24 protein-coding genes and 1 pseudogene are annotated in these 26,672 nt (G+C 50.7%); 18 read left to right on the top strand and 7 right to left on the bottom strand.

Annotated features, from left to right (window positions below):
- Positions 1 to 323: 323 nt before the first annotated feature.
- Genes GN278_03685 through GN278_03670 form a run of 4 tightly spaced genes read left to right on the top strand, consistent with a single transcriptional unit; the run spans position 324 to position 4,129 of the window.
- On the top strand, positions 324 to 1,232 hold the full coding sequence (locus GN278_03685) for an alpha/beta fold hydrolase (GenBank protein XAT59995.1): 909 nt from the start codon (positions 324 to 326) through the stop codon (positions 1,230 to 1,232).
- Complete coding sequence (gene leuC / locus GN278_03680; protein ID XAT59994.1) at positions 1,229 to 2,608, top strand: 3-isopropylmalate dehydratase large subunit; 1,380 nt, start codon at positions 1,229 to 1,231, stop codon at positions 2,606 to 2,608. The genes GN278_03685 and leuC overlap by 4 nt, the downstream gene beginning before the upstream one ends.
- Entirely contained in the window at positions 2,605 to 3,225 is a 621-nt protein-coding gene (gene leuD / locus GN278_03675; protein XAT59993.1) for a 3-isopropylmalate dehydratase small subunit, read from the top strand. The genes leuC and leuD overlap by 4 nt, the downstream gene beginning before the upstream one ends.
- A 19-nt stretch (positions 3,226 to 3,244) precedes the next feature.
- Complete coding sequence (locus GN278_03670) at positions 3,245 to 4,129, top strand: LysR family transcriptional regulator (GenBank protein ID XAT59992.1); 885 nt, start codon at positions 3,245 to 3,247, stop codon at positions 4,127 to 4,129.
- Between the two features lie 5 nt (positions 4,130 to 4,134).
- Here GN278_03670 and GN278_03665 read toward each other — a convergent pair whose 3' ends face one another.
- Entirely contained in the window at positions 4,135 to 4,674 is a 540-nt protein-coding gene (locus GN278_03665; protein XAT59991.1) for a hypothetical protein, read from the bottom strand.
- A 107-nt stretch (positions 4,675 to 4,781) separates the two neighbouring features.
- On the opposite strand from GN278_03665, the gene GN278_03660 reads away from it, so the two are divergent.
- The 3 genes from GN278_03660 to GN278_03650 are packed head-to-tail and all read left to right on the top strand — an operon-like array spanning position 4,782 to position 8,520.
- Positions 4,782 to 5,990: a hypothetical protein gene (locus GN278_03660; GenBank protein XAT59990.1), complete on the top strand. Its 1,209-nt coding sequence runs from the start codon at positions 4,782 to 4,784 to the stop codon at positions 5,988 to 5,990.
- Positions 5,987 to 6,820, top strand: coding sequence for a phosphoenolpyruvate hydrolase family protein (locus tag GN278_03655; GenBank protein XAT59989.1), 834 nt, complete (start codon positions 5,987 to 5,989; stop codon positions 6,818 to 6,820). The genes GN278_03660 and GN278_03655 overlap by 4 nt, the downstream gene beginning before the upstream one ends.
- A complete protein-coding gene (locus GN278_03650; protein ID XAT59988.1) occupies positions 6,820 to 8,520 on the top strand; it encodes an FAD-dependent oxidoreductase in 1,701 nt (566 codons plus the stop codon). The genes GN278_03655 and GN278_03650 overlap by 1 nt, the downstream gene beginning before the upstream one ends.
- 14 nt (positions 8,521 to 8,534) lie before the next feature.
- Here the strand turns inward: GN278_03650 and GN278_03645 are convergent, their stop codons facing one another.
- Entirely contained in the window at positions 8,535 to 10,241 is a 1,707-nt protein-coding gene (locus tag GN278_03645) for a hypothetical protein (GenBank protein XAT59987.1), read from the bottom strand.
- A gap of 146 nt (positions 10,242 to 10,387) precedes the next feature.
- Here GN278_03645 and GN278_03640 point away from each other — a divergent pair, with 146 nt between their 5' ends.
- The 10 genes and pseudogenes from GN278_03640 (at position 10,388) to GN278_03595 (ending at position 18,409) form a co-directional block, all read left to right on the top strand.
- Complete coding sequence (locus GN278_03640) at positions 10,388 to 11,734, top strand: extracellular solute-binding protein (GenBank protein XAT59986.1); 1,347 nt, start codon at positions 10,388 to 10,390, stop codon at positions 11,732 to 11,734.
- A gap of 86 nt (positions 11,735 to 11,820) precedes the next feature.
- Positions 11,821 to 12,705 (top strand): ABC transporter permease subunit, encoded by an 885-nt coding sequence (locus GN278_03635; GenBank protein XAT59985.1) that lies wholly within the window; start codon positions 11,821 to 11,823, stop codon positions 12,703 to 12,705.
- Between the two features lies 1 nt (position 12,706).
- Positions 12,707 to 13,558, top strand: coding sequence for an ABC transporter permease subunit (locus GN278_03630; GenBank protein XAT59984.1), 852 nt, complete (start codon positions 12,707 to 12,709; stop codon positions 13,556 to 13,558).
- Positions 13,555 to 14,478, top strand: a complete 924-nt coding sequence (locus GN278_03625; GenBank protein ID XAT59983.1) for a ribokinase — start codon at positions 13,555 to 13,557, stop codon at positions 14,476 to 14,478. Before GN278_03630 ends, GN278_03625 begins: the two co-directional genes overlap by 4 nt.
- Entirely contained in the window at positions 14,479 to 15,237 is a 759-nt protein-coding gene (locus GN278_03620) for an SDR family oxidoreductase (GenBank protein XAT59982.1), read from the top strand. It begins immediately after the preceding gene.
- A 7-nt stretch (positions 15,238 to 15,244) separates the two neighbouring features.
- Positions 15,245 to 16,039, top strand: coding sequence for an HAD-IIA family hydrolase (locus GN278_03615; GenBank protein XAT59981.1), 795 nt, complete (start codon positions 15,245 to 15,247; stop codon positions 16,037 to 16,039).
- On the top strand, positions 16,040 to 17,164 hold the full coding sequence (gene ugpC, locus GN278_03610) for a sn-glycerol-3-phosphate ABC transporter ATP-binding protein UgpC (GenBank protein ID XAT59980.1): 1,125 nt from the start codon (positions 16,040 to 16,042) through the stop codon (positions 17,162 to 17,164).
- Between the two features lie 147 nt (positions 17,165 to 17,311).
- A complete protein-coding gene (locus GN278_03605) occupies positions 17,312 to 17,734 on the top strand; it encodes a heme-binding protein (protein ID XAT59979.1) in 423 nt (140 codons plus the stop codon).
- 25 nt (positions 17,735 to 17,759) lie between these two features.
- Positions 17,760 to 18,131: pseudogene (locus tag GN278_03600) on the top strand (alpha-hydroxy-acid oxidizing protein).
- A 35-nt stretch (positions 18,132 to 18,166) separates the two neighbouring features.
- The gene (locus GN278_03595; protein ID XAT59978.1) at positions 18,167 to 18,409 is read left to right on the top strand and encodes a transposase; all 243 of its coding nucleotides are present in this window, start codon (positions 18,167 to 18,169) and stop codon (positions 18,407 to 18,409) included.
- A gap of 360 nt (positions 18,410 to 18,769) precedes the next feature.
- Here the strand turns inward: GN278_03595 and hisD are convergent, their stop codons facing one another.
- From hisD to GN278_03575, 4 genes are all read right to left on the bottom strand, one after another.
- Positions 18,770 to 20,167 carry a histidinol dehydrogenase gene (gene hisD / locus GN278_03590; protein ID XAT59977.1) on the bottom strand — a complete coding sequence of 466 codons (1,398 nt, stop codon included), beginning with the start codon at positions 20,165 to 20,167 and terminating at the stop codon, positions 18,770 to 18,772.
- 78 nt (positions 20,168 to 20,245) lie between these two features.
- Positions 20,246 to 22,051: a thiamine pyrophosphate-binding protein gene (locus GN278_03585; GenBank protein XAT59976.1), complete on the bottom strand. Its 1,806-nt coding sequence runs from the start codon at positions 22,049 to 22,051 to the stop codon at positions 20,246 to 20,248.
- Positions 22,052 to 22,150: 99 nt separating this feature from the next.
- Positions 22,151 to 23,026: a sugar phosphate isomerase/epimerase gene (locus tag GN278_03580; protein XAT59975.1), complete on the bottom strand. Its 876-nt coding sequence runs from the start codon at positions 23,024 to 23,026 to the stop codon at positions 22,151 to 22,153.
- Positions 23,027 to 23,037: 11 nt separating this feature from the next.
- Positions 23,038 to 24,375 (bottom strand): aminotransferase class III-fold pyridoxal phosphate-dependent enzyme, encoded by a 1,338-nt coding sequence (locus tag GN278_03575; protein ID XAT59974.1) that lies wholly within the window; start codon positions 24,373 to 24,375, stop codon positions 23,038 to 23,040.
- Between the two features lie 90 nt (positions 24,376 to 24,465).
- Between GN278_03575 and GN278_03570 the strand changes: the two genes are divergently transcribed.
- Complete coding sequence (locus tag GN278_03570; protein ID XAT59973.1) at positions 24,466 to 25,953, top strand: aminotransferase class I/II-fold pyridoxal phosphate-dependent enzyme; 1,488 nt, start codon at positions 24,466 to 24,468, stop codon at positions 25,951 to 25,953.
- A 31-nt stretch (positions 25,954 to 25,984) separates the two neighbouring features.
- On the opposite strand, the gene GN278_03565 is transcribed toward GN278_03570, so the two are convergent.
- Complete coding sequence (locus GN278_03565) at positions 25,985 to 26,659, bottom strand: HAD-IA family hydrolase (protein XAT59972.1); 675 nt, start codon at positions 26,657 to 26,659, stop codon at positions 25,985 to 25,987.
- Positions 26,660 to 26,672 lie beyond the last annotated feature (13 nt).

The following is a 26,672-nucleotide window of genomic DNA, read 5'->3' as shown; positions in this document are numbered from 1 at the left end:
AGGCGGAGTGAAAATAAAAACATTGGACTGCCCCATGCTAAAGGTTAGCGATATTGAGCTTTCGATAGATCTTCATACACAAATTCTTGCCACGCGGGAAATTTCATTTGGACAAGGTCGAAAGGCTTTTTCATTTAGAGACCATAAAATAAACTTTCAACAAATTGGGATGGATTTTTAACAAAAAGCAGATGACCTAACCGATGAAGACCGCAGGGGTTTGACGCAAGAATTGGTCGGTAAAACTATTCAGTTTTTACGAATAAATATTGTGAATTAATCTGGGATATTGGATTAATTCTAATATCCCTTGGGAGTTCAACATGTTTCAGGAATTCGTGAGCGAGCGTATCGAAGGACATGGTGCGACTTTATTTGTCCGTCGGGCTGGACGTCGAGGCGCGCCGCCGATTGTACTTCTTCATGGTTATCCGCAGACATCTGCTATGTGGCACGGTGTGGCGCCAATTCTGGCAGGCTCGTATCAGGTTGTCTGCCCGGATTTGCGCGGATATGGTCAATCAGATAAACCAGCGTCAAACACATCGCATCAGCCCTATTCAAAACGCGTTATGGCAAATGACATCGTCGCGGTTATGCAGCGTTTGGGACATGAACGGTTTCTGGTTGGTGCCCATGATCGGGGCGCGCGGGTGGCACATAGGATGGGTCTGGATCATCCTGATCGCGTTGCAGCCATGATTTTGCTCGATATCGCGCCTACCCGCGAAATGTATGCTAATACCAGCTTTGAATTCGCGCAGGCTTACTGGCACTGGTTTTTCCTGACGCAGCCAAGTCCGCTGCCCGAAAAAATGATCGGTGCTGATCCCGAAGTATTTTGGAAGCTAAAATGCTTTAATCAGGCAAAGGACAAAACTCCGTTTTCACCTGAGGCTCTAGCTGAATATCTCAAGGCCTTCGCGGATCCGGACGCGATACATGCAAGCTGCGAAGACTACCGAGCTGCCGCGAGCATCGATATTGAACATGATGACGCAGATTTAGGCCGGAAACTGGACATGCCCATCCTGGCGCTCTGGGCAAAACGCGGAGTAATCGAAACATGCTTTGACGCGCTTAGACTCTGGCGTCAGCGAGCCGAAAAGGTTGAGGGTGAAGCTCTCGACACCACACATTACATGGCCGAAGAGAGCCCTAAGGAAGTTGCGGCGCGCATGTCCGACTTCTTTTCTCGCAATACAATGCAGACGAAGGAACCTGCTCAATGACCCGCACGCTCTATGACAAACTGGTGGATAGCCATAAGGTTTGCGATCTGCCCGATGGCGATATGCTCATCTATGTCGACTTCCACATCATGAACGAATACACAAGCCCGCAGGCGTTTTCTGGTCTGGAAAGCAAAGGATTAAAGGTCTGGCGACCGGAGGCACATCTTTCGGTGGTCGATCATGTGAACGCTACCCGCAGCAAAGAGCCGCATGATGCTGCCTCAAAGCTGCTGATAGACAATTTAAAGGCAAACTGCGTAAAACACGGTATCGCGTTTTACGGTCTTGGCGACCAGCGACAGGGCATCGAACACGTGGTTGTCCCGGAACAGGGGCTGGTTGTGCCAGGCATGCTAATCGCGTGCGGTGACAGCCATACCACTACCTATGGAGCCTTTGGCTCGTTGGGCTTTGGTATCGGCACCTCGGAAGTGGAACATGTATTGGCAACCCAAACACTGCGCTATAAACGCATGAAAACCATGCGCGTCATTATCGAGGGAGACACTGCTCCCGGCGTGACGGCAAAGGATATCATAATGAAGATCGTACAAGTAGTTGGGGCAGGCGGAGCCAATGGATTTGCGGTAGAGTTTGCTGGCTCTGCTATTCGCGGCCTCGATATGGCCGGACGTATGACCGTCTGCAATATGGCGGTTGAGCTGGGCGCCCGCGCGGCTTTGATCGCAGCGGATGAAATCACCGAAGCGGCGTTGAAGGGCCACCCCCACACCGGTCAGTTTGCATTCGAAGGTGAAAGCTGGGTTAGCGATCCCGACGTCGCATTTGATAAAGAGTTTTCTATTTCAGGGGCCGATATCGAACCTTTGATCACTTGGGGCACCAGCCCGGATCAATCAGTGCCAATCACTGCGAATGTACCTTCTGCACTGGATTATGTCTCTCCCAAGGACAAAGCGGCGCTGGAGCGCGCATTGCAGTACATGGGGTTGAACGAAGGGCAATCGGCCCAGTCGATCAAAATCGACACAGCATTTATCGGCTCATGTACCAATAGTCGTATAGAAGATCTACGCGAGGCAGCCAAAATACTGAAAGGCCGACAAGTAGCCGAAGGCATCGAAGCAATCGTTGTGCCAGGTTCTGCCATGACACGCATCACTGCGGAAGCCGAAGGCCTTCGCGCTATTTTCGAGACCGCCGGATTTGAATGGCGCCCTGAAGCAGGCTGTTCGATGTGTCTGGCGATGAACGACGACATTGCTATGGATGGTGAACGGGTCGCTTCATCGACCAATCGAAATTTTGAAGGACGTCAGGGACGCGGCGCACGCACCCATCTAATGTCACCAGCAATGGTCGCTGCGGCTGCCGTCTCCGGACACCTGGCTGACGTACGAGAATTTAAGTGAAAGACAAGCAAATGACAAAAACTATCAATGGGATCGCCGCCCCCTTGCCACTGGCCAATGTCGATACCGATGTGATTATGCCTAAGCGGTTTCTGATCACGATCACCCGTGAGGGGTTGGCCGATGGCACATTTGCGGATCTACGCTTTGACGCCGCTGGCCAACAGCACCCGGACTTCATCTTGAACAAGGCGCCTTGGACACAGGCCACAATTTTAGTTGTCGGTGACAATTTTGGGTGTGGCTCAAGTCGGGAGCATGCCGTATGGGGTATGCGCCAGCTGAAGATTGATGCCTGCATCGGGACAGGTTTTGCCGGGATATTTTATGACAACGCTCGCAAAAATGGTCTTGCACTGCCGATAGTTTCACCCGAGGTGCGGGATGCACTTTTGCAATTTTCTAGCAATCCCAGCGGCGTTGAGATATCGATTGACCTTGATAGCCGAACGATAGCAGCCGGTGAGAATTCGGTGCCTTTCGAGATGGACGATGCCACACGAATGTCGCTGATCCGAGGTCGTGATGATACGCTGGCCTCGCTGGAATATGCTGGTGCTATCCGCAATTTCGAGTCTGGATTGAATGACAGGATGCGGGTAAGCGTTATCAAATAAACTAACAAAGGGTAACGGATTGGACATCAGACAACTGCAGTGCTTCGTCGCCGTCGCCGAAGAACTTCACTTTCGAAAAGCAAGCCATCGCCTGGGTCTGAGCCAGTCCGCTCTCTCTGAACGGGTCTCTGCACTGGAGCATGAAATCGGCGCCCGGCTGTTTTTCCGAACGACACGGCAAGTCAGCCTGACCCAAGCCGGCTCTGAGTTTGTCCAGGATGCCAAAAGGATCCTTGGCGATATTGACCGGTCGGTCTCCAATGTTCGCCACACCGCCGAATCCGACCTACACCACATCCGAGTGAGCGGCGTCGACGAGGCAATTTCGCTGTTGCTACCTCGGGCTCTACTTGCATTTCGCCAGACCGATCCAAAGGTCCATGTGCAGATTTTGGAAATTTCCTCCTCGGAACAGCATTCCCAGGAATTGATCGCCCATCGGACAGATGTGGCCTTCGTAAGGACGCCTCAGGAAGACGAATTCATTATCAGCAAACTTTTGCATAGTCAGCCCATTGTAGTTGTTCTTGCCGATACCGACCCACTTTCAAGCTCTAGGTCCCTTTCCACATCTGATATAGTCGATCAACCGATCGTGGGTTATCCCAAGCACGCTCGACCAATCCTGCACAAGGCATTGTGGAGCAGCTTCCGGCAAATTGGCGCCCAACCAAACATTGTCTGCGAGGTCATTGACAAGTCCACTCTGTTGCAGTTCGTCGCCCATGGGCTCGGAATAGCGTTGGCACCAGCCTGGGTAAAGAATATTGCTCCACCTGGTGTTTCTTTGGTCCCTTTTGAACCATGCGAAAACCTAATCGACCTATATGTCGCCTTTCGCAAGTCGGGAAATTCGGACACCATAAAAAGATTCGTCGACACTGTAAGAAAAAGCGCTTTCTAACAGTCTTACTGGCATTGTTTGGTGTCTAAAAAGGGCGAGAAGTCAGCAATCCTATCGACATGGCAGTGGTGAACCTTTTCTTCCTCAATTATTTTCTTACAGAGTTCTAACTGATCGCGAGATGAATAAAGAATAAGCATTTTGAACTGATCACCAGCAAAACCTTGAATTCGCTGTAATTCGGTTTCATAACTGTAATCCGAAGCAGCAAGCGCATTGGTTTCTACCTCATCAAAACCTGGAAACGTCGGAAAGTTGCATATTCCATTAAATTCAGCCGCGTGCAGTAGCGCCGAAAACTCTTCCCAGTCAATGAAGGGGTCCAGAGCAAATACAGCACAATAGCAGTTCTTTGGCGCGCAATCTCTATTGGCCTTCAGATACTCCATAGTAATTTGATTGGGGTTGCAAAGCGGAAATGTTGTTATGTCTCTCGCCAAAGCACTCGGGAAGAGTGCCAGAGCAGGTGCAAAAATATGATCCTTATCTCCATGCCCGAGGATAGTTTTAAGTTCTACCGAAAATCGAGCCGTACTCTTTAACATGATTTTATGTTACCCAAAAATTCCCACTGTTACAAGTAATTGGTATATTCTGCACACGATTAGTATGTAAAGATTTGAAAGTCTCAAGAAAGGTCCATACAAAAAATATGAGTACGTGTGATCAGAAAATCATCCTAGTTAGTACTTTGGATACAAAGGGTGAAGAGACCGCATACCTAAAAAACCGTGTTGAAAAAGCCGGGCGCAGTGTCTGCGTGATTGATGTGGGAACATCAGGTACGCCAGCGTTCGGTGCTGACATAACCAGGCAAACCGTAAGGGATACGACAAATGTAACAACGCAATCCGTTGGTGCAGCAGCGGAACTGGACGCTATGTCCTTAGGCCTAGAGGTTATTCTGCGGGACTTGTTTGATCGTGATAATATTTCGGCCATTGTAGGCATAGGCGGCGGCAAGGGTGCGAGTGTTTTTCATCGCGCAACCATGGGCTTGCCCTATGGCTTTCCTAAATTGTTGGTGACTAGTGCGCGCCCAGCGATGCTGGCAGAAATTGCCATGACAACCGATACAATCCTGTTCCCCACCCTTGTCGATCTGTTTGGCGTCAATAAGTTCACTCGGGCGGTGTTGGACAATGTCGCTGCAATGTTGTCTGGTCTTAACTGGATTGCTGAAAAGGAAACACCTGTCAAAACCGTTGCAGTAACCGCCTTTGGCGTCACTACGCCGGCCGTTCGGTCAGTCAAGTCCAGCCTTGAGCAAGCGGGTATAGCCGTTGTCGTTTTTCCCGCAAATGGTGCCGGGGGGCGCACGATGGAAGCATTGATTGCGAGGGGTGCCTTTGACGGCGTCGTTGATTTGACCACGACAGAAATGGCTGACCTATTGCTCGGTGGTACAGCCAGTGCAGGCGAGGAGCGACTAACAGCCGCCGGTGCCATCGGTATTCCTCAGGTAATCGCACCGGGAGCTACTGATATGGTTAACTTTGGGCCACCTGAAACGGTGCCTGACAGGTTTTCCGACCGGATTAAGTTTCAGCACACTCCTTTGACTACGCTGGTGCGAACAACACCTGCCGAGACAGTGCAGATCGCAAAAATGACTTCGGAAAGGCTAAACTTGTCCTCGAGTGCTGTAGCGGTTTTCTGGCCTGGGGGAGGCGTGTCTGACTATGATAGCCCCGGTCAGGACTTTTACGACCCCGATGCCAATACGGCTTGGTTACTTGAAATGAAGCGTTCACTGAACACAAAGGTGAGACTTATTGAAACCGACCATCACATCAACCATCCAGATTTCGCTTCACTATGTTCAGATTGGATGATTACGCAATTGGAGACGAGAACATGAAGAATTTCTCACGACAAGAAATCCTTGACCGTTTGCATGCCGAAACAGCGGCAAACCGTCCGATTTTGGGCGCAGGTACAAGTTGTGGTCTAATTGCAAAATGCGCGGCACTTGGTGGTGCGGACTTGCTCATTGTTTATAGTACTGGCAGATCAAGGCTGATGGGGCTTCCGACAAGCCGAATTGGAGATTCCAACGCGAACACCATCGAAATGGCTGGTGAAATCCGTAATGTCGTCTCTGCTACGCCAGTCATAGGAGGTATCGAGGCGTGGGATCCAACCCGTATGGACCTAGACAGTTTGCTTGACGATTTTCAGGCAGCAGGATTTTCAGGCATAATCAATTATCCGACAATTTCGACCATGGGCGAGACTTGGCGCGAGCGGCGCAGCAAGGTCGGGCTCGGCTGGGAACGTGAAGTTGAATTGATTGAGCGGGCGGCTGCCTGCAATATCTTTACAATGGCCTACGTGGCAACGGTTCAGGACGCGCTTGATATGACAAGCAAAGGGGTTGATTGTCTTGTTCCTCATGTAGGCGCCACCGGTGGCGGTTTGGTCGGACATGAGACAGCTAGCAAGTTGGACAATGAGATATTCAAGATATCTCAGATGATCGATGCAGTTTGCGCAGTAGGTCCAAGCCCAATATTTCTTTGTCACGGCGGCAAAATTGCTGAACCCTTAGATACGCGTCGTGTTTACGAAGAGACGCAATGCGTTGGGTTTGTTGGGGCCTCTTCCATCGAACGCATTCCAATAGAGCGCGCTGTCAAATCGATTACTGAAGACTTCAAATCCATCCCATTTACTAAAGAGCAAATATAATGAGCACCGAAAAGACTGTTGACTTCTTAATTATTGGCAGTGGCGCCGCGGGCGTCTGTGCCGCGCTTTATGCAGCTTCACAGGGAAAATCGGTAATGCTTTGTGAAAAGGCTGCTAAAATTGGCGGCACTACGGCGCTTTCCAATGCCATGATCTGGGTGCCCTGTTCCGACCATGCCAAAAAGGCTGGTATCGATGACACGCTTGACAATGCTCGTATATATCTGCGGGGAGAGTTGGGTAATTACTATGATGATATAAAAATTGATACCTATCTGGAACGTGGTCCTGAAGCGGTTCGCACGATCGAAAATGTATCGGAGATCAAGTTTGTTCTTGCCGGCGCGCCGGATTACCATTCCTCGCGCGAGGGTGGTGTGGACAAAGGCCGCGCACTCAGCCCAGTACCATATGATGGGCGCAAACTTGGTGAGGATTTCGACCTGATCGGAGATCCAATTCGCGTAGTTCTGGGCGGAATGATGATCACCTCAAGCGAGATCAAACATTTCCTAAATCCCTTCAAATCGACAACCTCGCTGAGCCATGTCATGCGCAGGATCGGCCGATTTGCCAAAGATCGTCTGAAATATTCACGCGGTACAGAATTCAGTGGTGGAAATGCACTGCTTGCTGCAGCGCTAAATAGCCTGCGAAAAAGTGGAGTAGATCTGCGGAATAATAGCCCCATGCAAGGGCTAATTGTTGAAAATGGGCGGGCCATTGGGGCAACGGTGGCGACAGGTGGCACTGAAATGCGGGTCTTAGCGACGGGCGGAGTAATCCTTGCTACTGGTGGGTTTGCCGCCAACGAGGATTTGCGTGCCGAAATTGGGGCAAAGCATCGCCATGACGTTACGTTGTGTGCACCTGAAGTGCAGGGTGATGGAATCAATGCCGCAAGCCAAGTCGGTGGAGGGATTGATCTAAATGTGGCAAGCCCAGGTTTTTGGACGCCAGTGTCGCGATTGAAGAATAAAGATGGTTCAACCGCCATTGTACCTTATGGGTGGCTTGATCGGGGACGTCCGGGAGTGATCGCTGTGGGTCCAGATGGAAAACGATTTGTCAATGAATCGAACTCGTACCATGACGTATGTATCGGGCTTTTTGAAAATGGATATCCAGACGAAGATCGCTTCTTTTTTATATGCGAGGAAGCCTTCGTGAAGAAGCGCGGGATGGGCGATATTCTTCCCTGGCCTTGGACGCCTAGTTTGAAAAGCTACATCCGCCGAGGATATATTCAGCGCGGTAGGACGCTGGACGAACTTGCAACTCAGATCGAAATCGAGCCAGAAGCACTGGCCACGACGGTGGAGGAGCACAATAAGAACGCTGAGACAGGTGTTGACTCTGAATTTGGGCGAGGTGAATCGACCTTTAACAAAGCGTTAGGCGATGCCACATTAGGTCTTAAGAATCCGAACCTTGGCCCCATCAAGAACGGTCCTTTCATCGCGCTTCGGATTGTACCAGGAACACTTGGCACAGCTGCAGGTTTGAAAACGGATGCACAGGCTCGTGTTCTTAGGGAGGATGGCAGCGCGGTCGAAGGGCTCTATGCCTGCGGCAATGATGCTACATCGATTATGGCAGGTATTTACCCTGGAGCTGGTATTACTATAGGTCCGGCAATTGTATCGGCCTTTCTCGCCGTAGAGCACGCTACCAGTAAGCGCGAAAAGTCATCCGCCTGATGGCCTTAGTATTGTCAAGTCAAGATATTGTATTTCTTGATTTGGTTATAAAGAGTTTTGCGGGTAATTCCAAGATATTCAGCAGTTTTCGTGCGGCTGAGATTGTTCAAAAGCAGCGCCTGAACAACACGGTCTCTTTGGGAGATTGTCATTGACCCCACTGCCCGCGTGCCGGCACCAAGATGCCGGATCAGTTTGGAGTCGCTGAAAGACGCATCTTTTTGTTCAACAAGCCATTTGACAGCTTGTTGGAGTTCCTTCAGGTTTCCAGGCCAATTATGGCGAACAAGAATACGGATTATGGACGGTGGCAGCTCCTTGGGGCTGTCAGTCATTTCAGAGATCATGTTCTTTACCAGCATGGGGATGTCTTCAATGCGATCGCGCAGGGGGGGGACTTCAATCGCTTTTTCCCAAACGATGTTGCGAAAATTGAGCGCCAAACGCTTTTCTAGGACATTTTCGTTCCCCAAGATCAGGACGAAGCGCGCAGCACAATGCCGTGTTACATCGCTACCATTACAGCAATATTTTCCACTTAGGATGACCTCGGCCAGGCGGTTCTGATCCTCCTCTTGGAGATGTTCTACCCCTTGGATCTTTAAAATATCTAATTCACCGGCAAGTTCGAGCACGCCAACCCGACGATGGACTCCGAGGCTGCGTGATTTTCCGAAAAAATAATCTGAAGATATTTGTGGCTTAAAAAAGTCGAGTTTCCAACGTTTGCCATTCGTCTTTTGGATTGACCGAACCACTGCCATTTTGGCAACCTTGTGCCGGTCCGTTGCGGTTTCGCCTTTCAAAATTAAATGGCTTCCTTCAGAGATCACCACTTCAACCTGATCCAGCATTCGGTCCATGGCATCCGCAAGGCAAACAATGTCATATCGTTTCCCGTACTGTCGCAATCGACGTTCCAGACGATCAACCCTATTCTGCAGAACTTCGATTTCACGAAAAGAGGCAACAGAATTCACCAAGGATTTCTCAAGAGGTGCGCGATCTAGTGCAGAGCCGCCAATGAACCCGTCGATACCCGCCTTTCGGCACAGTTTATCTAGATCAGCTCCACCTGTGACCGGCCCACCGCCAAGATAAATCTTCAGATTTTTCTTGGGTTTGCGGACACTGTCTACAATTTCTTTGGCTGCTACCGCGAGGCGGTCCAAAGTTTCATCCTTTATCGATGTATCACGACTGTGCGGGTTGAGGCCAAAATTGATGCATAGCGTAGTTATTCCGGCTGCAGCCATTCTATTGGCCTCGTCGCGGCTACGGACATATCCGATTGTTTGCAGTCCTTTGGCTTTAGCCGCGGCCAGAAAATTGATCTCGCGGCTATATCCCAAACCGTGAGCTTCAAGAATTTCCGCGCGTTCTCCAAAGTGGAAAACTGCAGGAAAATTAGTCACCCCGCTTAATTTAAGAGTATCCAGCCGTTCCAAAAGGGTCTCCACTTCAAGGCGTGGATCAAAAAGTGGCAGGCCGACATAAACAGGAAGATTGACACGTGGCACCAACTCCTTGGCGGCAAAGTCCAGCGTCAGGTCAACGGCATCGTAGATGGGCAGCAGGGATGCTGGCGACGGGATGCCCATAGACCGCATTTTTCCTGCCCCCAAGGCGAGAATAAAATCCGCGCCTGCGGATTCTGCCGCGTGCGCGGCCATTCCCGACCCGACCGCCGCACCAACCCGAAACCTGTTATTTTTTCGCACCAATTGCTATAACTTTCCCAAATTTACCCGCTATCATCAATATTATGGTCCGCGTTGGCCGTCCAGTAATTAATGTATACTCAGTAAAGAGACGCGAGAACCGCGCCGCAAATTTGGAAATTCGCAACGTGAACAGGGAGAAAAGAATGAAACCAACAACCAAACTGACTGTGGCTTCTGCCATCGTGGCACTGATGGGGACGACGGCGTATGCCGAAGACTTTAATTGGCGTCAATTCGAAGGGACTGAGATCACTTGGGCCTATGACATCCACCCCTATGCGGATGCCGTTGTCGCTTATCTCGATGAATTCGAAGAACTTACTGGCATTAAGGTCAACGCAGAGCTTTACCCAGATGATACGTATTGGGGAAAACTGAACATCCAGCTTTCAACCGGTTCTCCAGATTGGGACGTTGTGGGTACCGGCATTCAGCCAGCGTGGGATGTGACGCCGGCGGGACAATTGGCAGGATTGCGTGGGCTGATCGAAGACCCGCACATGACCAGCCCCTCCTATGACTACGAGGACTTTTTCCCGGCACTACGAGCTGCTTGGACTTGGGATGTGGCGGAAGAAAAAATCATCTCTAATCCTGATGGAGAGATTTGGGGCATTCCTCATGCATTTGAAAATATGCAGTTGATGTACCGAACTGATATTCTTGAGCGCCTGGGTGTTGAGCCGCCAAGTACACTTCCCGAACTGACCGTAGCCTGCGAGCAAATCAGGGCTGCCGATCCCAACATGACTCCAATGGCTGTTCGTGGTGTTCGCTTCTGGTCATCAATTCATACTGCACCAATTTCCATTGCCCAATCCTATGGGGTGAGGGACTTTGTCGGAAGTGGTGAAGATATGGATACCGCTCTAGACTCGGCCGAATCGATTCGTTTCCACAAGGATTATGTGGCCATGATCCAGACATGTGCACCGGATAGTTGGGCTAACGACAACTGGTATCAAGTTGTTGACGGGCTTTCAACTGGTACTACTGCAATGGCCGTAGATGCCAACATGTTTGGTTTCTGGAACAATATTGAAGGTGCATCAGATGCGTCTGGTAAAATCGCTTTTGCGCCGCCTTTAACTGCTCCAGACAATGATGAGTTCGCATCCAACATCTGGATATGGTCGCTCGCGATCAATGGTGCATCAGAAAAGAAAGGCGCAGCATGGTATTTCATGCAGTGGGCCACATCCAAAGAGATGAACGTGCGCGGTGCGACAGATGGTAAGCTCGTGAATCCACCACGGTCATCTGCCTGGCAGGCACAGGAATGGATCGAATACGCGAACCAACCGGAGTTCAACAACTTCTATGACACTTTCAATACTGTGCAGGAAAAGACATCTCTATTGTTTACGCCGCGTTATGGTTTTGGTACCGCGATGAACGCGTGGGCAGTTGCAATGCAAGAAATGGTTGGCGGCGCAGATGTGGAAGAAAGTTTATCAAATCTTGCGAAAGAAATTCGCGACGAACTTTAAATAGTACTCCCACTAAGACTATAACTAAAATTACCGGCGGCCTAGCGTTGCCGGTTTTTTTGAACTCAAATGCTTAGGTACTTCTTATGGCACGCAATAGGATAAAATCCGGGAACATGTTTCTGTTGATTACATTGCTACCGGCGATGCTCATCCTTGGAGGTTTTATCCTGCTGTTCTTCTGGGGCTTCTATCAGTCGCTGACGGACATGAGATTTGGTCGCTCACGTGTTGATTTTGAAGGCATAGAAAACTATGCACGTCTGTTTGGCCGAAGCCGCTTTTGGGATTCCGTTTCAGCCACAGCAATCTACGCATTCTCAGCTGTCATTTGCGAAGCAATCCTTGGTCTCGCTATTGCCAAACTGTTCAACACAAAAGCACTGCTCGCCAAATGGCTAAGGCCGGCAATTCTATTGCCGCTCGTATTGCCTCCACTATCGGTCGCCCTGATGTGGACGACAATGATGAATCCTGAGACCGGGGTCATGAACTATTTTCTTAGTTTTATCGGGATCGAAAACTTTACGTGGACGGCCAAAGCCGAAACGGCGATGTTCGCGATAGTTTTCATCGACGTTTGGACCTTTACACCCTTTTTTGCCCTTATCATATTTGCTGGGCTTCGAGGCATCACACCCGACATTATCGAAGGTGCCCGCATGAATGGTGCCAAGGCCTGGGGGATATTCTGGCGCGTCGAATTACCGATGGTATTGCCCTATATTTTGCTTGCCGCATTGTTCAGGATCATCGACTCTTTGAACCAGTTCGATATCATCTTTGGCACAACGCAAGGCGGACCCGGCAATGCCACGGATGTGCTCTCCGTTTCAGCCTATTTTACGGCCTTTCAGAACCTATATTTTGGCAGGGGCGCAGCCATCATGATCGTTAATTGGTTAATGGTTTTGCTCACAGCAATGGTAGTGGTCAAGCTTTGGCAATACACGCGCAAGAGGGTTAGCTGATATGCAAAGCCGTTTCATATCGCTGCTTTTGAACGCTCTTATTATGGTAGTGGTCTTTGTGTTGGCTTTTCCGATTGTATGGATAGTCATGAATTCCTTCAAAGAGGCCGCGGATGTGAATGCCTATCCGCCTGTCTTCTTTTTTGAGCCGACATTGGAGAACTACAAGGTTCTCTTTGACGTCGCTGAAGCGGATGCAACAAGCTATGGCACACTTAAGATCCAGTTCTTTAAGCCCGTAACCAGCAGTGTCATTATTTCAGTCGGGGCGGTATTGTTATCGCTCATCGCGGGTGTTCCTGCTGGCTATGCGCTGGCGCGTTACAATTTCCGAGGCAAGGAAGATCTCGCCTTTTTTATTCTTGGCTTTCGGTTTGCGCCAGTTTTGCTTGTGATCATTCCGATGTTCCAGTTCTTTCAGGCGGTTGGCCTTTATGACAGCTACCTTGGAATGATTTGGGTCTATCAGCTGATAACGCTTCCCATGATCATCTGGCTCAGTCGCTCGTATGTTGAAGATATCCCATTGGAAATCGAAGAAGCTGCTGCCATATGCGGAGCAAAACGTGCGCAAATCATATTAAAGATAGTGTTGCCATTGCTGCGGCCCGGCCTGGTTGGAGCATCTTTGCTGGTCTTTCTTCTTGCGTGGCATAATTTTGCACTCGGTTTGATACTCACAGCCAAGAATACACCTGTTACCGTTGCGCTACTCAAGCTCCTCAACCCGGGGGTCAACTTCTATCCTGTGGTGTCGGCGGGCCTGGTGGTTTCGATGATTGTGCCAATCTGTCTAATCCTTCTCGGACAACGGCATCTGGAGCGTGGTTTGACATTCGGAGCATTAAAATGACGCGACCTCTGATTTTTATTGGTACAACCAATCTGGACATCGTTTTCTATTCCGAGGAGCTTCCTGTTCCCGGTCAAAGCTTGATTGGGACCATAGAGGAATTTGGCGGTGGCAAGGGCGCAAATCAGGTCGTTGCCGCAGCGCAGCTTGGCGGCAACCCCTTTTTTGCGACGATTTTTGGTGAAGACGATGCCGCCGACATTATGACGAAAGGCCTATGCGATGCCGGTGTGAACACTAGCAAAATCATGAGAAAGCCGGGGTTCAAGTCTGGCAAGGCGCTGATCTTCGTCGGTTCGGACGGCACCAACATGATTGGGATTGACGCAGGCGCAAACGAGGCATTCAACGCAACTGACGTGAAAACAGCCCTGTCTGACGTTCCGCAGGATGCCGTCATGGTAGTTGAAATGGGCTTGCCCCTCGAGGCCTGCCGCGCAGCGTTCGAATCCAAGGGCGATAGGTTTCTGATTTTCAACCCTGCACCGGTACGCGCACAGCTCAGCAAGGCGGAGTGCCGCTCCATCGACATCATAACGCCTAATGAGACAGAGGCCGAACAACTGACAGGCCTCAAGGTTAACTCCGTGGATCAGGCGTTTGAGGCTGCAAAACGGCTCTACAATCGCGGAGTGGCTGCTACGGCGATCACTTTGGGTCGGAACGGTGTTGTCTATCTAGATGGTGAACGCCAAATTCATCAAAGTGCCTATCCTGTCGACGCCATTGATACGACTGCGGCAGGGGATGCCTTCAACGGGGCCCTTGCAGCACAGATTGCCAAGGGGTGTGACATCGAGGACGCCCTGAGTTTCTCCGTGGCAACTGCTAGTTTGAGTGTTACCCGCAAAGGCGCTCAAAAATCTATGCCAAGAGAGGCAGAAGTCAGGCAGTTTCTGGCAGAACAAGGAGGTAAATAAATGAGCATGTTTGATCTGACAGGAATGACGGTCCTTGTCACCGGCGCGTCCGGTGGAATAGGACTGGCATTGGTCCAAGGATTTTTAGAGGCTGGAGGTAAAGTCGTTGCCATAGACCTGAACCCCTCGGCCGTCGAAGATGCGTTTTCTGGCAATGAACGCGTTATGCCAATCTCTTTGGATGTCTCGGATCTTGATGGTATCCGTGAGGTCCTTTCTAAAACGCGCGATTGGTTTGGGCCGATTGACGTGCTTGTCAACAACGCGGGCATTAAGTCGGCCGAACGTTTGATCGACGGTGATCGGAGCGAAATCCAGCGCACGCTTGCGATCAACGTAGATGCGGTGCTGAACCTGACGCGCCTTGTTTTTGAAGATTCTCTCAAAGGCAGGGGTGGGTGTGTCATCAATATCGGATCATCAATTTCATCGCGCGGGGCTGTATTCAACTACCAGGCTGGTGGTGCGGACTATTGTTACTCTAAGGCGATCGTGCACGATCTTACCCGATTGATTGCTTATGAGGCAGCGCCAGAAGGCGTCACTGTCAACGCCATCGCTCCAGGTATTGTGCATACACCGATGCATGGTAGACCTGCGGACGAAACCGAGGCACGGCACGCCGGTCGTATCCCACTTGGACGCATAGGTCAGCCAACGGACATCGTCGGCGCTGCAGTATTTCTGGCTTCAAAATCCGCAAACTATATCACTGGACAGGTTCTTCATGTCAACGGTGGCATGATTATGAGCGATTGAACTAGATATGACAGGATGGAAAAAAATATCAGGTATTATAAGTGATTTGGATGGCGTTACCTATCGTGGCGACGATCCAATCGATAGTGCCGTAGAGGCCTTTCAGTCCTGGCACAGCGTCGGACTCCCTTATGCATTCGTAACGAATAATTCTACTAAATCTGCTGAGGAGTTTGCAGAAAAGCTGAATGGAATGGGGATACCCGCAACGCCTGAGCGGATTATTACAACATCAGCTGTCTCTGCTGAACGCCTTGAGACATTGCTTGAGCCGAAAGCCCGGGTCATGGTTATTGGAGCACCCGCACTCTTGCGAGCTGTCGAGAAACGTGGATTTGAAATTGCAGATGAAAACGTCTCAGCTGTTATTGCCGGTTTGGATCGAGAATTCAGTTTTGAAAAACTGACTAAGGCGCAGACCGCTTTGATGGGCGGGGCACATTTCATTGGCACCAACCCTGATCACATGCTGCCTCATGGTGATGGGTTTGAGCCAGGGGCCGGTTCGATCCTGAAGGCCATTGAGACAGCCTCTGGGGTGCCGCCAGTAATAATTGGGAAGCCACAACCTAATCTAATATCAATGGCGTTATCTATACTCGGAACGGAACCAAAATCTACTTACATGCTGGGTGACCAGGTAATGACCGACATTGTCGCAGGACATGCCGCTGGTTTGCCTACGATTTTGGTCCGCACGGGTGTTGCTGAAAAGGGCCCTTTCCCGATTACACCCGATTTTGACATCGAAACTCTGGCCTCCATTCCAATTATGGCGCCGAACGAAGTGAAGGAAACATAGATGGCAGAGGTAAGTACATCGAGGTTGGTTAAAAAATATGGCGCGTTTACAGCGCTGCATGGAATTGATCTCGAAATTGAAGATGGCGAATTCATCGTATTTGTTGGCCCCTCTGGATCGGGTAAATCAACGCTGCTTCGCTGCATTGCAGGTCTGGAACCAATTGCTAGCGGATCTGTCAGGATCGCTGGAGAGGACGTCTCTGATGTCGATCCCGCAGATCGTGGTCTGTCCATGGTGTTCCAGAACTACGCCCTTTTCCCCCACATGACCTGCCGCGCAAACCTTGAGTTTCCACTGAAGTCAGAAGGACTGCCTTTGCAGGACCGTGAGCGTATGGTTAATGAGGTAGGCAAACTTCTCCATATCGAAGAACTTCTGGACCGCAGACCTGCGGAATTGTCCGGTGGTCAAAGGCAACGGGTAGCAATCGGGCGTGCCATTGTTAAGGAACCCAAAGTTTTCCTTTTTGACGAACCCTTGTCGAATCTCGATGCTGAACTTCGCATCAAGATGCGCGTCGAGATCACGAAACTGCACAGGCAAATAGAGAATACCATTATTTACGTAACCCACGATCAAGTTGAGGCAATGACAATGGCAGACCGCATAGTAGTGTTGCGTGAAGGCAAGATCGAGCAGGTCGGAACACCACATCAACTATACTTTGCACCCGTCAACCAATTTGTCGCCACCTTCATCGGGGCGCCACAGATGAACCTTATTGACTGCGACTCTGCTATCAGAAGCGACGCTAAAACGACCATCATTCGCTTTGGTGATGCCCCTGAGACAACCCTGCCAATCGGGGACTTGGAATGGGCCAATGGCAATCTAACGCTTGGATTTCGCCCGGAGCATGTTGTGCTTAAGGAGCCGGACGGCGAGACCATTAAACTTCGTCTCAGAACTGATGTCGTGGAACATCTTGGGGCCGTCACAAATATCTACGGGCAAATTTCGGGTTCAGGTGCCAATCACACCGACATCACTGTCGCAAGCCACACGCAGATTTATTTTCAAGAAGGCAAAGAAATCGACATTTGGGTGCCCGTTGGTGATTGTCACTTGTTCACCCCTGATGGCAAATCACTCAAACGTCACACTGTTCCTCCCTCTTGGTGATACTGGAGCATTTGACCCAAGCACTTGTCTTAGAGAACTAAGTTATAACTGATGCTTATGGGAGACATGGTAACGGCGGCTTTGAGCCCACAGGAGACCAAAAGATTATTATCGACGCAAAGTAAAAAACTCTACGGAGCCTGAACTATGAAAACCGTTAACAGACTTGATATTGAAGATGCTCGAACCTTGATAAAGGGCGCTTCGGAGCGTGCAAACGTGATCGGTGTGCCAATGTGCATCGCAGTCACTGATGAGGGTGGCAACCTTATCGCATTTGAACGCATGGAAGGTGGCAAGGTCACAAGTACCATCATTGCAATTGATAAGTCTTACACCGCCTCAGGCGCCAAAAAGGCAACGCACGAATACGGCGAAGTAAGCCAGCCAGGCAAATCGGCATATGGTATTTCTTCAGCAATAGGCGGGCGTTTGATGGTTGTAGGTGGAGGCCTTCCCGTAATTATTGATGGTGAAGTAGTTGGTGGCATTGGCATCAGTTCAGGGACACCACTGCAAGACCAAGAAGTGGCACAGGCTAGTATCGATCATTTTCTAACTGGGCTTTGAGCCTCAATTTTTTGGATTAATTGTAATGTCACTTAGTAATTGTCACAATTTTCAAGATTTTAGAACTTTAGCCAAACGCCGCTTACCTGGGCCAATTTTTCATTACATCGACAGCGCCGCCGATGACGAAGGTACATATCGAAGAAATACAAGTAGTTTTGACGATGTTGACCTTGTCCCAAATGTGCTTGCCGGTGTGCAAAACGTCGACATGAGCGTGCAGGTCATGGGCCAAAAGCTCGATATGCCAATTTACTGCGCGCAAACAGCCCTGCAGCGACTCTTCCATCACAATAGAGAACGTGCTGTCGCCAAGGCTGCAACCAAACACGGTACTATGTTTGGCGTATCATCTCTTGCCACTGTCACCGTTGAAGAGGGGGTTGCTAATCCGCCTAGTAGTAGTGGCTGAAAAAGGTTGGGATCAAACCGATGCAAGTCTATCCGGGCTCTCCTTGGGAAAATGGATACAACGAACGCTTTAACGGGACCCTGCGAAAAGAAGTGCTCAACGCGGAATGGTTCCACACCACAAGACAAGCTCAGGTCGCAATCAATGTTTGGCTTAGGCAGTACAATCGTGTCAGGCCTCACCACGCCCTAAACATGAAACCACAAGTCCCAGACACCTTATTAGAGAAAACAAAAATTAGTGGTACTGAGAAATGGGGCTAGACAATACCTTTATGAGGTGCCTTTCGAAAAAAGTGGTCCCGAGAGCGATCCTTAGCTGTAAAAAAGAGGTTGTTAATCTCTCTTGCTAACTCAGGGCCAAACCGGTGCCACCAATACCGCACAGATTCATCGCTGAAATCCTCTCCTGGTTCATGAAGCAGGTCTTCTACGTTCCTCAGTGATGGCGGAAATCTCACATACAGCATTACTGCAAGCTGGATGATCCATAAACTGGTCTTGAAATAGCGGAATGAAACTTGATTAGATATAGCAAAATAGTTAATTGCCGCGCCTATTGTGAGCAAGGCGGTTTATTCTGACAGTGCCCTGCGCCGCCTAACCGAGTAAGAAAGATCAGAATTACTTACGAGTGGCCTTACCTTTGAAAGTGGTTATAGACGTCGGCTGAGCACCTAATACAGCACCCGGCACTGGTTCAGTTTGCCGATAAACCGGGGCCGTTTCCGCATAAGGAACGTTGATACGACCGTATTTGCGAACGCGTACGTTGGCTTGTTCCGCGTGACCTGGAAAGCCTTCCATTAAGCACAGACGAGAGGCATATGACCCGATCAACGCAGAGGCTTCGTCTGTCAGAACGCGTTGGTATGTACATGTTTTCATGAACTTACCTGCCCAGAGACCACCTGTGTAACGTGCAGCTTTGTTGGTCGGCAGCGTGTGGTTTGTGCCGATGACCTTGTCGCCAAAGGCCACGTTGGTGCGTGGGCCAATGAAGAACGCACCGTAGTTCTTCATGTTCGCCAGGAAGTAATCATCGTCAGATGTCATCAACTGCACGTGCTCGGAAGCAACGAAGTCAGCGACTTCCTTCATCTCTTTATGGTCTTCACAGACGATGATCTCGCCATAGTCACGCCAGCTTGCGCGAGCTATGGCAGCGGATGGCAGAATCTCCAGCAGACGATCAATCTCTGCCAGGGTTTCACGACCCAGATTTTCAGAGTTTGTGATCATCACGCATGGGCTGTTGTAGCCGTGTTCTGCCTGACCGATAAGGTCGGTTGCACAGATTTCCGCGTCCACGGTTTCGTCAACGACGATCAGCGTTTCGGTTGGGCCAGCAAAAAGGTCAATGCCCACACGGCCAAACAGCTGGCGCTTGGCTTCCGCAACAAATGCGTTGCCCGGGCCGACGATCATGTCGGTTGGTTTGATGCTTTCCGTACCTAGTGCCATGGCGGCAACCGCCTGAACGCCACCGAAGGAATAGATTTCATCCGCGCCATTCAGGGCTTGGGTTGCCACGATCAGACGTGCAGGCTCGCCTTTGAACGGCGGTGCGCAGGTGATCACGCGGTCACAGCCTGCCACTTTCGCTGTCAGAACTGACATGTGGGCAGAGGCCAGCATAGGGTATTTACCGCCCGGCACATAGCAACCCACGTTCTCGATCGGAACGTGTTTGTGGCCCAACATAACACCTGGCAGGGTTTCGACTTCGATCTCTTTCATTGAGCCGCGCTGCAGCTTGGCGAAGTTCGCCACCTGCGCGCTAGCAAATTCAATGTCGTGACGTTCTTGATCAGTCAGGCTGTCAATGGCCACCTGAATTTCCTGATTAGACAGGCGATAGGAAGCGCGATCCACACCATCAAATTTGACTGAGTATTCACGAACAGCGGCGTCGCCACGTTTCTCAACATCTAGAAGGATATCGGACACTGTTTTGCGAAGATCTTCGCTGGCAGCCTCCAGGGCAGCGGATTTTTCAGGTTCTTTTAGCTTCCATGCCATCGTCGCAAGTCCTTAGAAAAAAGAGGCCGCGTAGGTGAGGGAAAGGCCCACCTACGCGACCATCAAGCTCAGGGGAGGTTACATATGTTGTTCTTTGGCGCGCATCTCGGCATAGGCTTCCTGCTCTTTTTCGTAGTAAGCAGGCGATGGGAAGTCCCACCAGCCAGGCGTGAACGGACCAGCTGCATCGCGCGAAGTGATAACCTCGATCAAAGCCGGTTTACCAAGGGCGAGGGCCTCTTCTAGGGCGGCACGCAGGTTTTTGCTTTCCGTTACCCTCACAGCATGCATGCCAAAGCTTTTGGCCATTTCGGTGATTTCGGCGGTGTAAGGCTCGCCATTGCCGCCATCAGTGTTGAATTCAGAGCCAACATGACGGCCCATGAATTTGCGCTGACCACCGCGGATCGACATGTAGCCCGAGTTGTTTTGCACCATCGCCACAACCGGGATGTTGTGCATCACGGCCACGCCCATTTCAGGCGCGCACATCATGAAATCACCATCGCCCAGGATCGCAACAACCTGCTGGTCAGGACAGGCCAGTTTTGCCCCCAGAGCCGCCGGATAGGCCCAGCCCATGGGAGAGAAAGAGCCAGACGTCAAGTGGGTACGTGGCTGATAAACCGGGAAAGACTGTTTCACAGCGCCTTGAGTGTTCCCAGACCCAACGGTCACGATGCCGTCCCGGTCCAGAACTTCACGCAGGATCTTCAACGGGTGCTGAGAGGTGAAAGGTGTTTCAGTGGAATCGCGGCGTGGCGCCAGCATGGCTTCCCATTTGTCCTTCGCAGTCTGAACGTCCGCCAAGAATGGCTGGTGTTTCTTCTGAACGTTGATGGACTGCGGATCAGTGATACGTTCCAGCATCGCTTCCAGAGTCACCTTCGCATCCGCAACGATCCCCACTTCGGTCGGGTAGTTTTTGCCGATTTCATGGGGGTCCAGATCGATATGAATCAACTTGGCTGGCGGGAAAGAGAAGGTCACACCCTCCGCATAGGACGACGCGGACCAATCGGTGAAACGGCAGCCAACGGAAATCACAACATCCGCACCGGCGGTGATTTCATTGCCTGAAGATGTCCCCGTCTGACCGATGGCGCCCACGCAGAGCTCGTGCTCTTCGTTGATAGAGCCTTTGCCGTTCCAGGTGAAGGAAACAGCTGCACCTACGCGCTCTGCCAGCTTGGTTAGCGCCTGGGATGCATTCGCAGTGATCGCACCACCACCAGCAACAATAACTGGGCGTTCTGCGTTCAGCAGCAGCTCTACCGCGCGCGTGATCGCTTTTGGATCTGGATGTGCAACACCCATTGGAACACGCTTAGCAAGATCATGGATGTTTACATCTGCCACTTCACACTGCAGGTCCATCGGCAGTTCCATGTGTACAGGACCCGGACGGCCGGTCGTCATTGTGTTGAACATGCGGTGCATGATGAATGGCACTTCCTCCACGCGGATCGCAGAATAAGACCGTTTGGTCACCTCTTCCATAATGCGTGGGAAAGCGTTCTCTTGCTGACGCTCGATCTCTTGCATTACACCGTGACCCTTCATGTGGGTCGACGGCGAACCATTTATGTAGAAAACAGATGTGGAGTCGGCATAAGCCGTTGCCAGACCAATCACGGTATTGGTCGCACCAGGACCCACAGATGTGGTTGCGGCCATCGGCTTGCCGCTTGCACGGTAGTAACCATCCGCCATATGGATCGCTGACTGCTCGTGCATCACTTGGATGAACTTTACCTTGCAGTCGTCTTGCAAGAACGCATCCGCCAACGCCCAGTTCCCATGGCCTGGGATACCAGCGATATATTCGACGCCGTATTCCGTGAGGGCCTGAGCGACGACCTCGCTACCTGTCATCTTAGTCATCTAAGTCTCCTTTTAGTCATCTTAGTCTTCTTCAGCGCCTGATCACGCTCTTCAGGTTAATCTTTGGTGGGTACGGCCCCGAGGCTGGAACCGGAAATCTTATTGGGATACAGAAACTGGAACGCCGGCTTGAAGCAGAATCTGGTCAACCGTACTGCGGCTCTTCTCTGCGACGTCTTCGGCGCTCAATCCGTCGAGAATAGGTGAGAAAATTTCCGCACCAACATCGGTCAGAGCATTGCTTTCAGAGAGGATTTTAACAACCTCGATATTCGGGAAGTCTCCGTCACCCGGCCATTTGCGGTCATAGCAATTGTCGACAACAGACTGGCCTTCCGGCAACTCGAGTGGTCCGTCACTAAGCTGCACGCAACCGATTTTGTGACCCGGAATGGATCTGAGAGTTTCAATATCCGATTTGCTACGAACGTGGTGCCAGATATCATAGCAGAGTAACCCGTTGTGCTGATCAGCGTCTCGCACAACATTCCAGCCCATCTCCAAGGACGGTAGACCCCACAGAGGCACAAACTCCAAATCGATGTTTACGCCATGCTCCGCGCCCAATTTGCACGTTGCAATGTAATCTTCAGTGATTTCATCATGACTCATGCTGCCCAGTGGGAACATCGCATTCAACGAGGCATGTGTGCAGCCAAGTCCTTCACAGATCCGGAAGAACTCGTAAGCTGTGGTTGCTGTCTTCAGCGTGTAGGCGTCTGGCATATTGTCCGACACCCAACGACGGGACCATGTGTTGAGAGGATCCATGCGATTGATTTGCACGCCCTGATCTGCGGCTTGAGAACGGATGTCAGCAAGAGTGCGGCCTGTCTGCTCCATTCCCTGAATATCCGCAGGCATGAGAGACATCGTTGAATAACCTGCCAGCCGCGTCGCCCGCAGTTTTTCCACGAAAGGCAGATTTACGACATTTGAATAGTTCATGGTAAAGGAGTTTACAGAATTCATCATTGGGTCAGACCTCAGTTCAAGCTGTATCTTGGGGCGACTTCGGAGATTGCCTGAGCCAAGGCACTTGTGCATTGCTGCAATTGTTCAGCTGTCGCTATCAGACCAGGTGCAAGTTCGATCGCGGTACCGATCGGACCCACAATCACGCCCAGCTCGCGGCAATGCCTTTCGATGTCTACGACCATCTGAAGATCTGGCTTGGCGTGGGTTGCTTTATCAGAAGTAAAATCGATAGCTTGCCAAAACCCGCGCCCACGAATGTCTCCAACCCCGGGGAGGTCAAGCAGCTGCGTCTTCATATCGGCCTGCCATTCTTCTCCAAGCGCGGCGGAACGTTCGACCAACCCTTCACGTTTCTTGATTTCGATGACCTTCAATGCAGCTGCACAACAGACAGCATGGCCAGAATAGGTGTGTACGTGACGGAAATGATCGATGTTATTGGCAATCTCATCGGTGGTGATGACGGCGCCGATTGGCGCATATCCGCCACTCATCGATTTGGCCATATTCAGAATATCAGGCTGAATGCCCAACTGTTCCGTTGCAAACCAAGTTCCTGTGCGCCCGAAGCCAGTGATCACTTCGTCAATGATCAATACGATACCGTATTTGTCGCACAGCTTGCGGACCTCTTTCCAATAATGCGGCATTGGAATTTGCACGCCATTTGCTTGCTGGAACGGCTCACCAATAAAGGCCGCGATCAACTGTGGATCTTCAAGAAGAATCTGACGCTCCAGATGCTTTATACAGATTTCCGTGTATGTTTTTTCGTCCAGATCATATGGGTTTCGGTAACACATTGGATTCGCGACAAAACTGTGACCAGGGACACGCACCGCCGGATCGTCACGAACAGAAAGCCAGTCCGTGCAGGACAAGGCACCTAACGAGGCTCCGTGATACGCGCTCCAACGGGAAATCACCTTGTAGGCGGCAGGCTTCTTACCGGATTGCACCTGATAATGCTTGGCAAGCTTGATTGCGGTTTCAGTCGCTTCGGACCCGCCACTTGTAAAGGCAACTTTGTTCAGTGTGCCAGGAGTAATTTCGGCCAGCTTGTCTGCAAGGTCAATCGCGGCTTGGTTATAGTTTTTCCCGGCGCCCGAATAAGGCATCGACAGTGCCTGATCGTACATCGCCTGCGCAACTTCCTTGTTACCATATCCGAGAGAACCCGAGCGCGTTGTGATGCTCATCATGTCCAGAAGCGTATTACCACGATGATCCGTCACATTGAGACCGTCGCCTGACATCAGAACATTGGGGCCAGATTCTTGAATTTCCTTCAAAGGAACGAGTGGGAAAATCGAATGATCAAGGCCGTGTGTCATGTTTTTCGTCACTTTTGTTGGCTTTTTGGGTGCCCGGAAATTGGCGTTTAACTTCCTTAGATGATGTTGTACTACTGAACTGGCTACCAAGGGAGATCCAGAATGGATGGAAATGAGAGAGCCAGTCTTCTCAATCGCGCAAGTGATCTAGTGGCTGAAACACTCGTGTTAGACCGCGGGTCAGAAAAGCCGTTGTTCCAACAAGTATACGAACAAATCAGAGATCTAATTGTCGACAAGAGTCTTCAAGCAAACATGGCGTTGCCCTCCACCAGGGCTCTGGCAAAGGACCTTCGCGTTGCCCGAAACACGGTGATGATCGCCTATGGGCAGTTGGAAACTGAAGGTTATGTGACAACTGCCCGAGGGGCACGAGCACGGGTTGCGGAACTCCCCGATCTTCAACAGGCGGAGAGCATAACGCCTCTTCCTGATCTCAGCTCTTTTTTATCAAAAAGAGGAAAGACACTCGTCGATCTTGAGCACCAAACGGGCTTTGAGCAACCACTGAGGTTGCAACCGGGATTGCCTGACAATCGTGACTTTCCCTCTGCAAACTGGCGGCGCGCCATGTCACATCAATGGCCTGGAGAAGCTGGAAAAGCGTCGGGCTACCATAGCCACGGTGGCGACTCCGGCCTGAGACGAATTGTTTCTGACTATATGCGGGCCTCACGGGGTCTCAAATGCCAACCCGAACAAGTTATGATTACAACCGGGGCACAAGGTGCGTTCAATCTTCTGTCTCAGCTATTGATCGATCCCGGTGACAAAATCATGATGGAAGATCCAGGATATACCGGGGCACGTGGAGCATTTCTGGCCGCAGGGGCACAGATTGAGCCACTTAAGGTGGACGACAAATCCTGGGACCTCGACGGTATTGGAACCGTCAAACCAAAGTTTATCTATGTGACACCGTCTTGCCAGTTCCCCTTGGGGCAAATCATGCGGATCGAGCAAAGACTGTCGCTTTTGAAAAAAGCTCGCGATGCAAATGCCTGGGTGATCGAAGACGACTTTGACAGCGAATTCAGCTTCTTAAAAAATCGCTTGTCGACCTTGCAGCAAAACGACACAACAGGGCGCACAATCTATGTCGGCTCCTTTTCCAAAACGATGATCCCCGATCTGCGCGTCGGCTTTGTAATTTTCCCAGGAAAGGTGGTCAAAAACCTAAGAAAAGCAAGTTTCCTGCTTGCGACGCACCCACCGCTTTCCATCCAAAGAGGCGTGGCTCGGTTCATTCATGAAGGACACTTCACCCGACATGTGAAATCCACCAAACGTATCTATGACCAAAAACGTCAGAAGCTGATTGAAATCATCCTAAACGAGCTGGGCGATAAGGTCACCCAACTGGACGATGGTAGCGGCCTACAGACAGTTTGGAAATTCAATGTATCGGTGGATGATAAAGAGGTCGCCCGTCGAGCGCTTGAAAAGGGCATTGGCCCTACCCCTCTGTCCATCCATTTTTATGATTCCCTTCCTGTTTCGGGCCTTATGATCGGCTATGCCACCACTGAAGACAGCCAGTTTCCGGCTGCCGTTAAAACGCTGCGGAAAATCATAGAAGACTGTTGCTGACAGGGGACGCACTTAACGTCTAGTTCATGTTTCAGGGCAGAATGCCAACGTCGGGCAGGTGCGCACACAGATCATTAAGGTCGTCATAAACCGCGATGGCGGACTTTTGGAAAAGCTCTTCATCACCATATCCACCCGTTCTTACTCCGATCGCAGTTCCACCCGCACGTTTGGCAGCGAGCATATCCCAAACACTGTCCCCGATGATGTAGCCACGCTGCATAGGAAAGCCCAGCACATCTGCCGCCTGAAGGAAGATTTCGGGGCTTGGCTTTGCATATTTGGTGTTATCGCGTGTCACAACGGTTGCTGTGTGCGGGTCGACACCGATTTTTCCCAACAAATGAGTAAGTGTCGGACCGTTCCCACTCGTTGCGATTGCCCAAGGAATATCCAACTCGTTGAGCTTGTGTAATATTTTTTGCGCCCCCGGTGCAGGCTGTACCAGATGCGAAAACCGGTGGTAGGCTTTGATGGCGTGATCAACAATCGCAGCGAATTCGTCATCGCTCGTGTCAATTCCAAGGTCGCGTCGCAGAACAGTGCGAACGAGAGAGCCCTGAGCGCCATTCAAACGATGAATACGCCAAGATGGCACGCTGTATCCATGCGCAATATAGGCTTCTTGCCAAGCCAGCACATCAGCGTAAACGCTATCCATTAGCGTCCCGTCAAAATCAAACAAAACAAAAGGTTTTTCGTACATGAGATTGTCTCAG

This window comes from Rhodobacteraceae bacterium Araon29 (genome assembly GCA_039640505.1).
In the GTDB taxonomy this organism is placed as follows: Bacteria; Pseudomonadota; Alphaproteobacteria; order Rhodobacterales; family Rhodobacteraceae; genus CABZJG01.
Note: the sequence above shows the minus strand (reverse complement) of the source record. Positions and strands in the feature narration are given on the sequence as shown.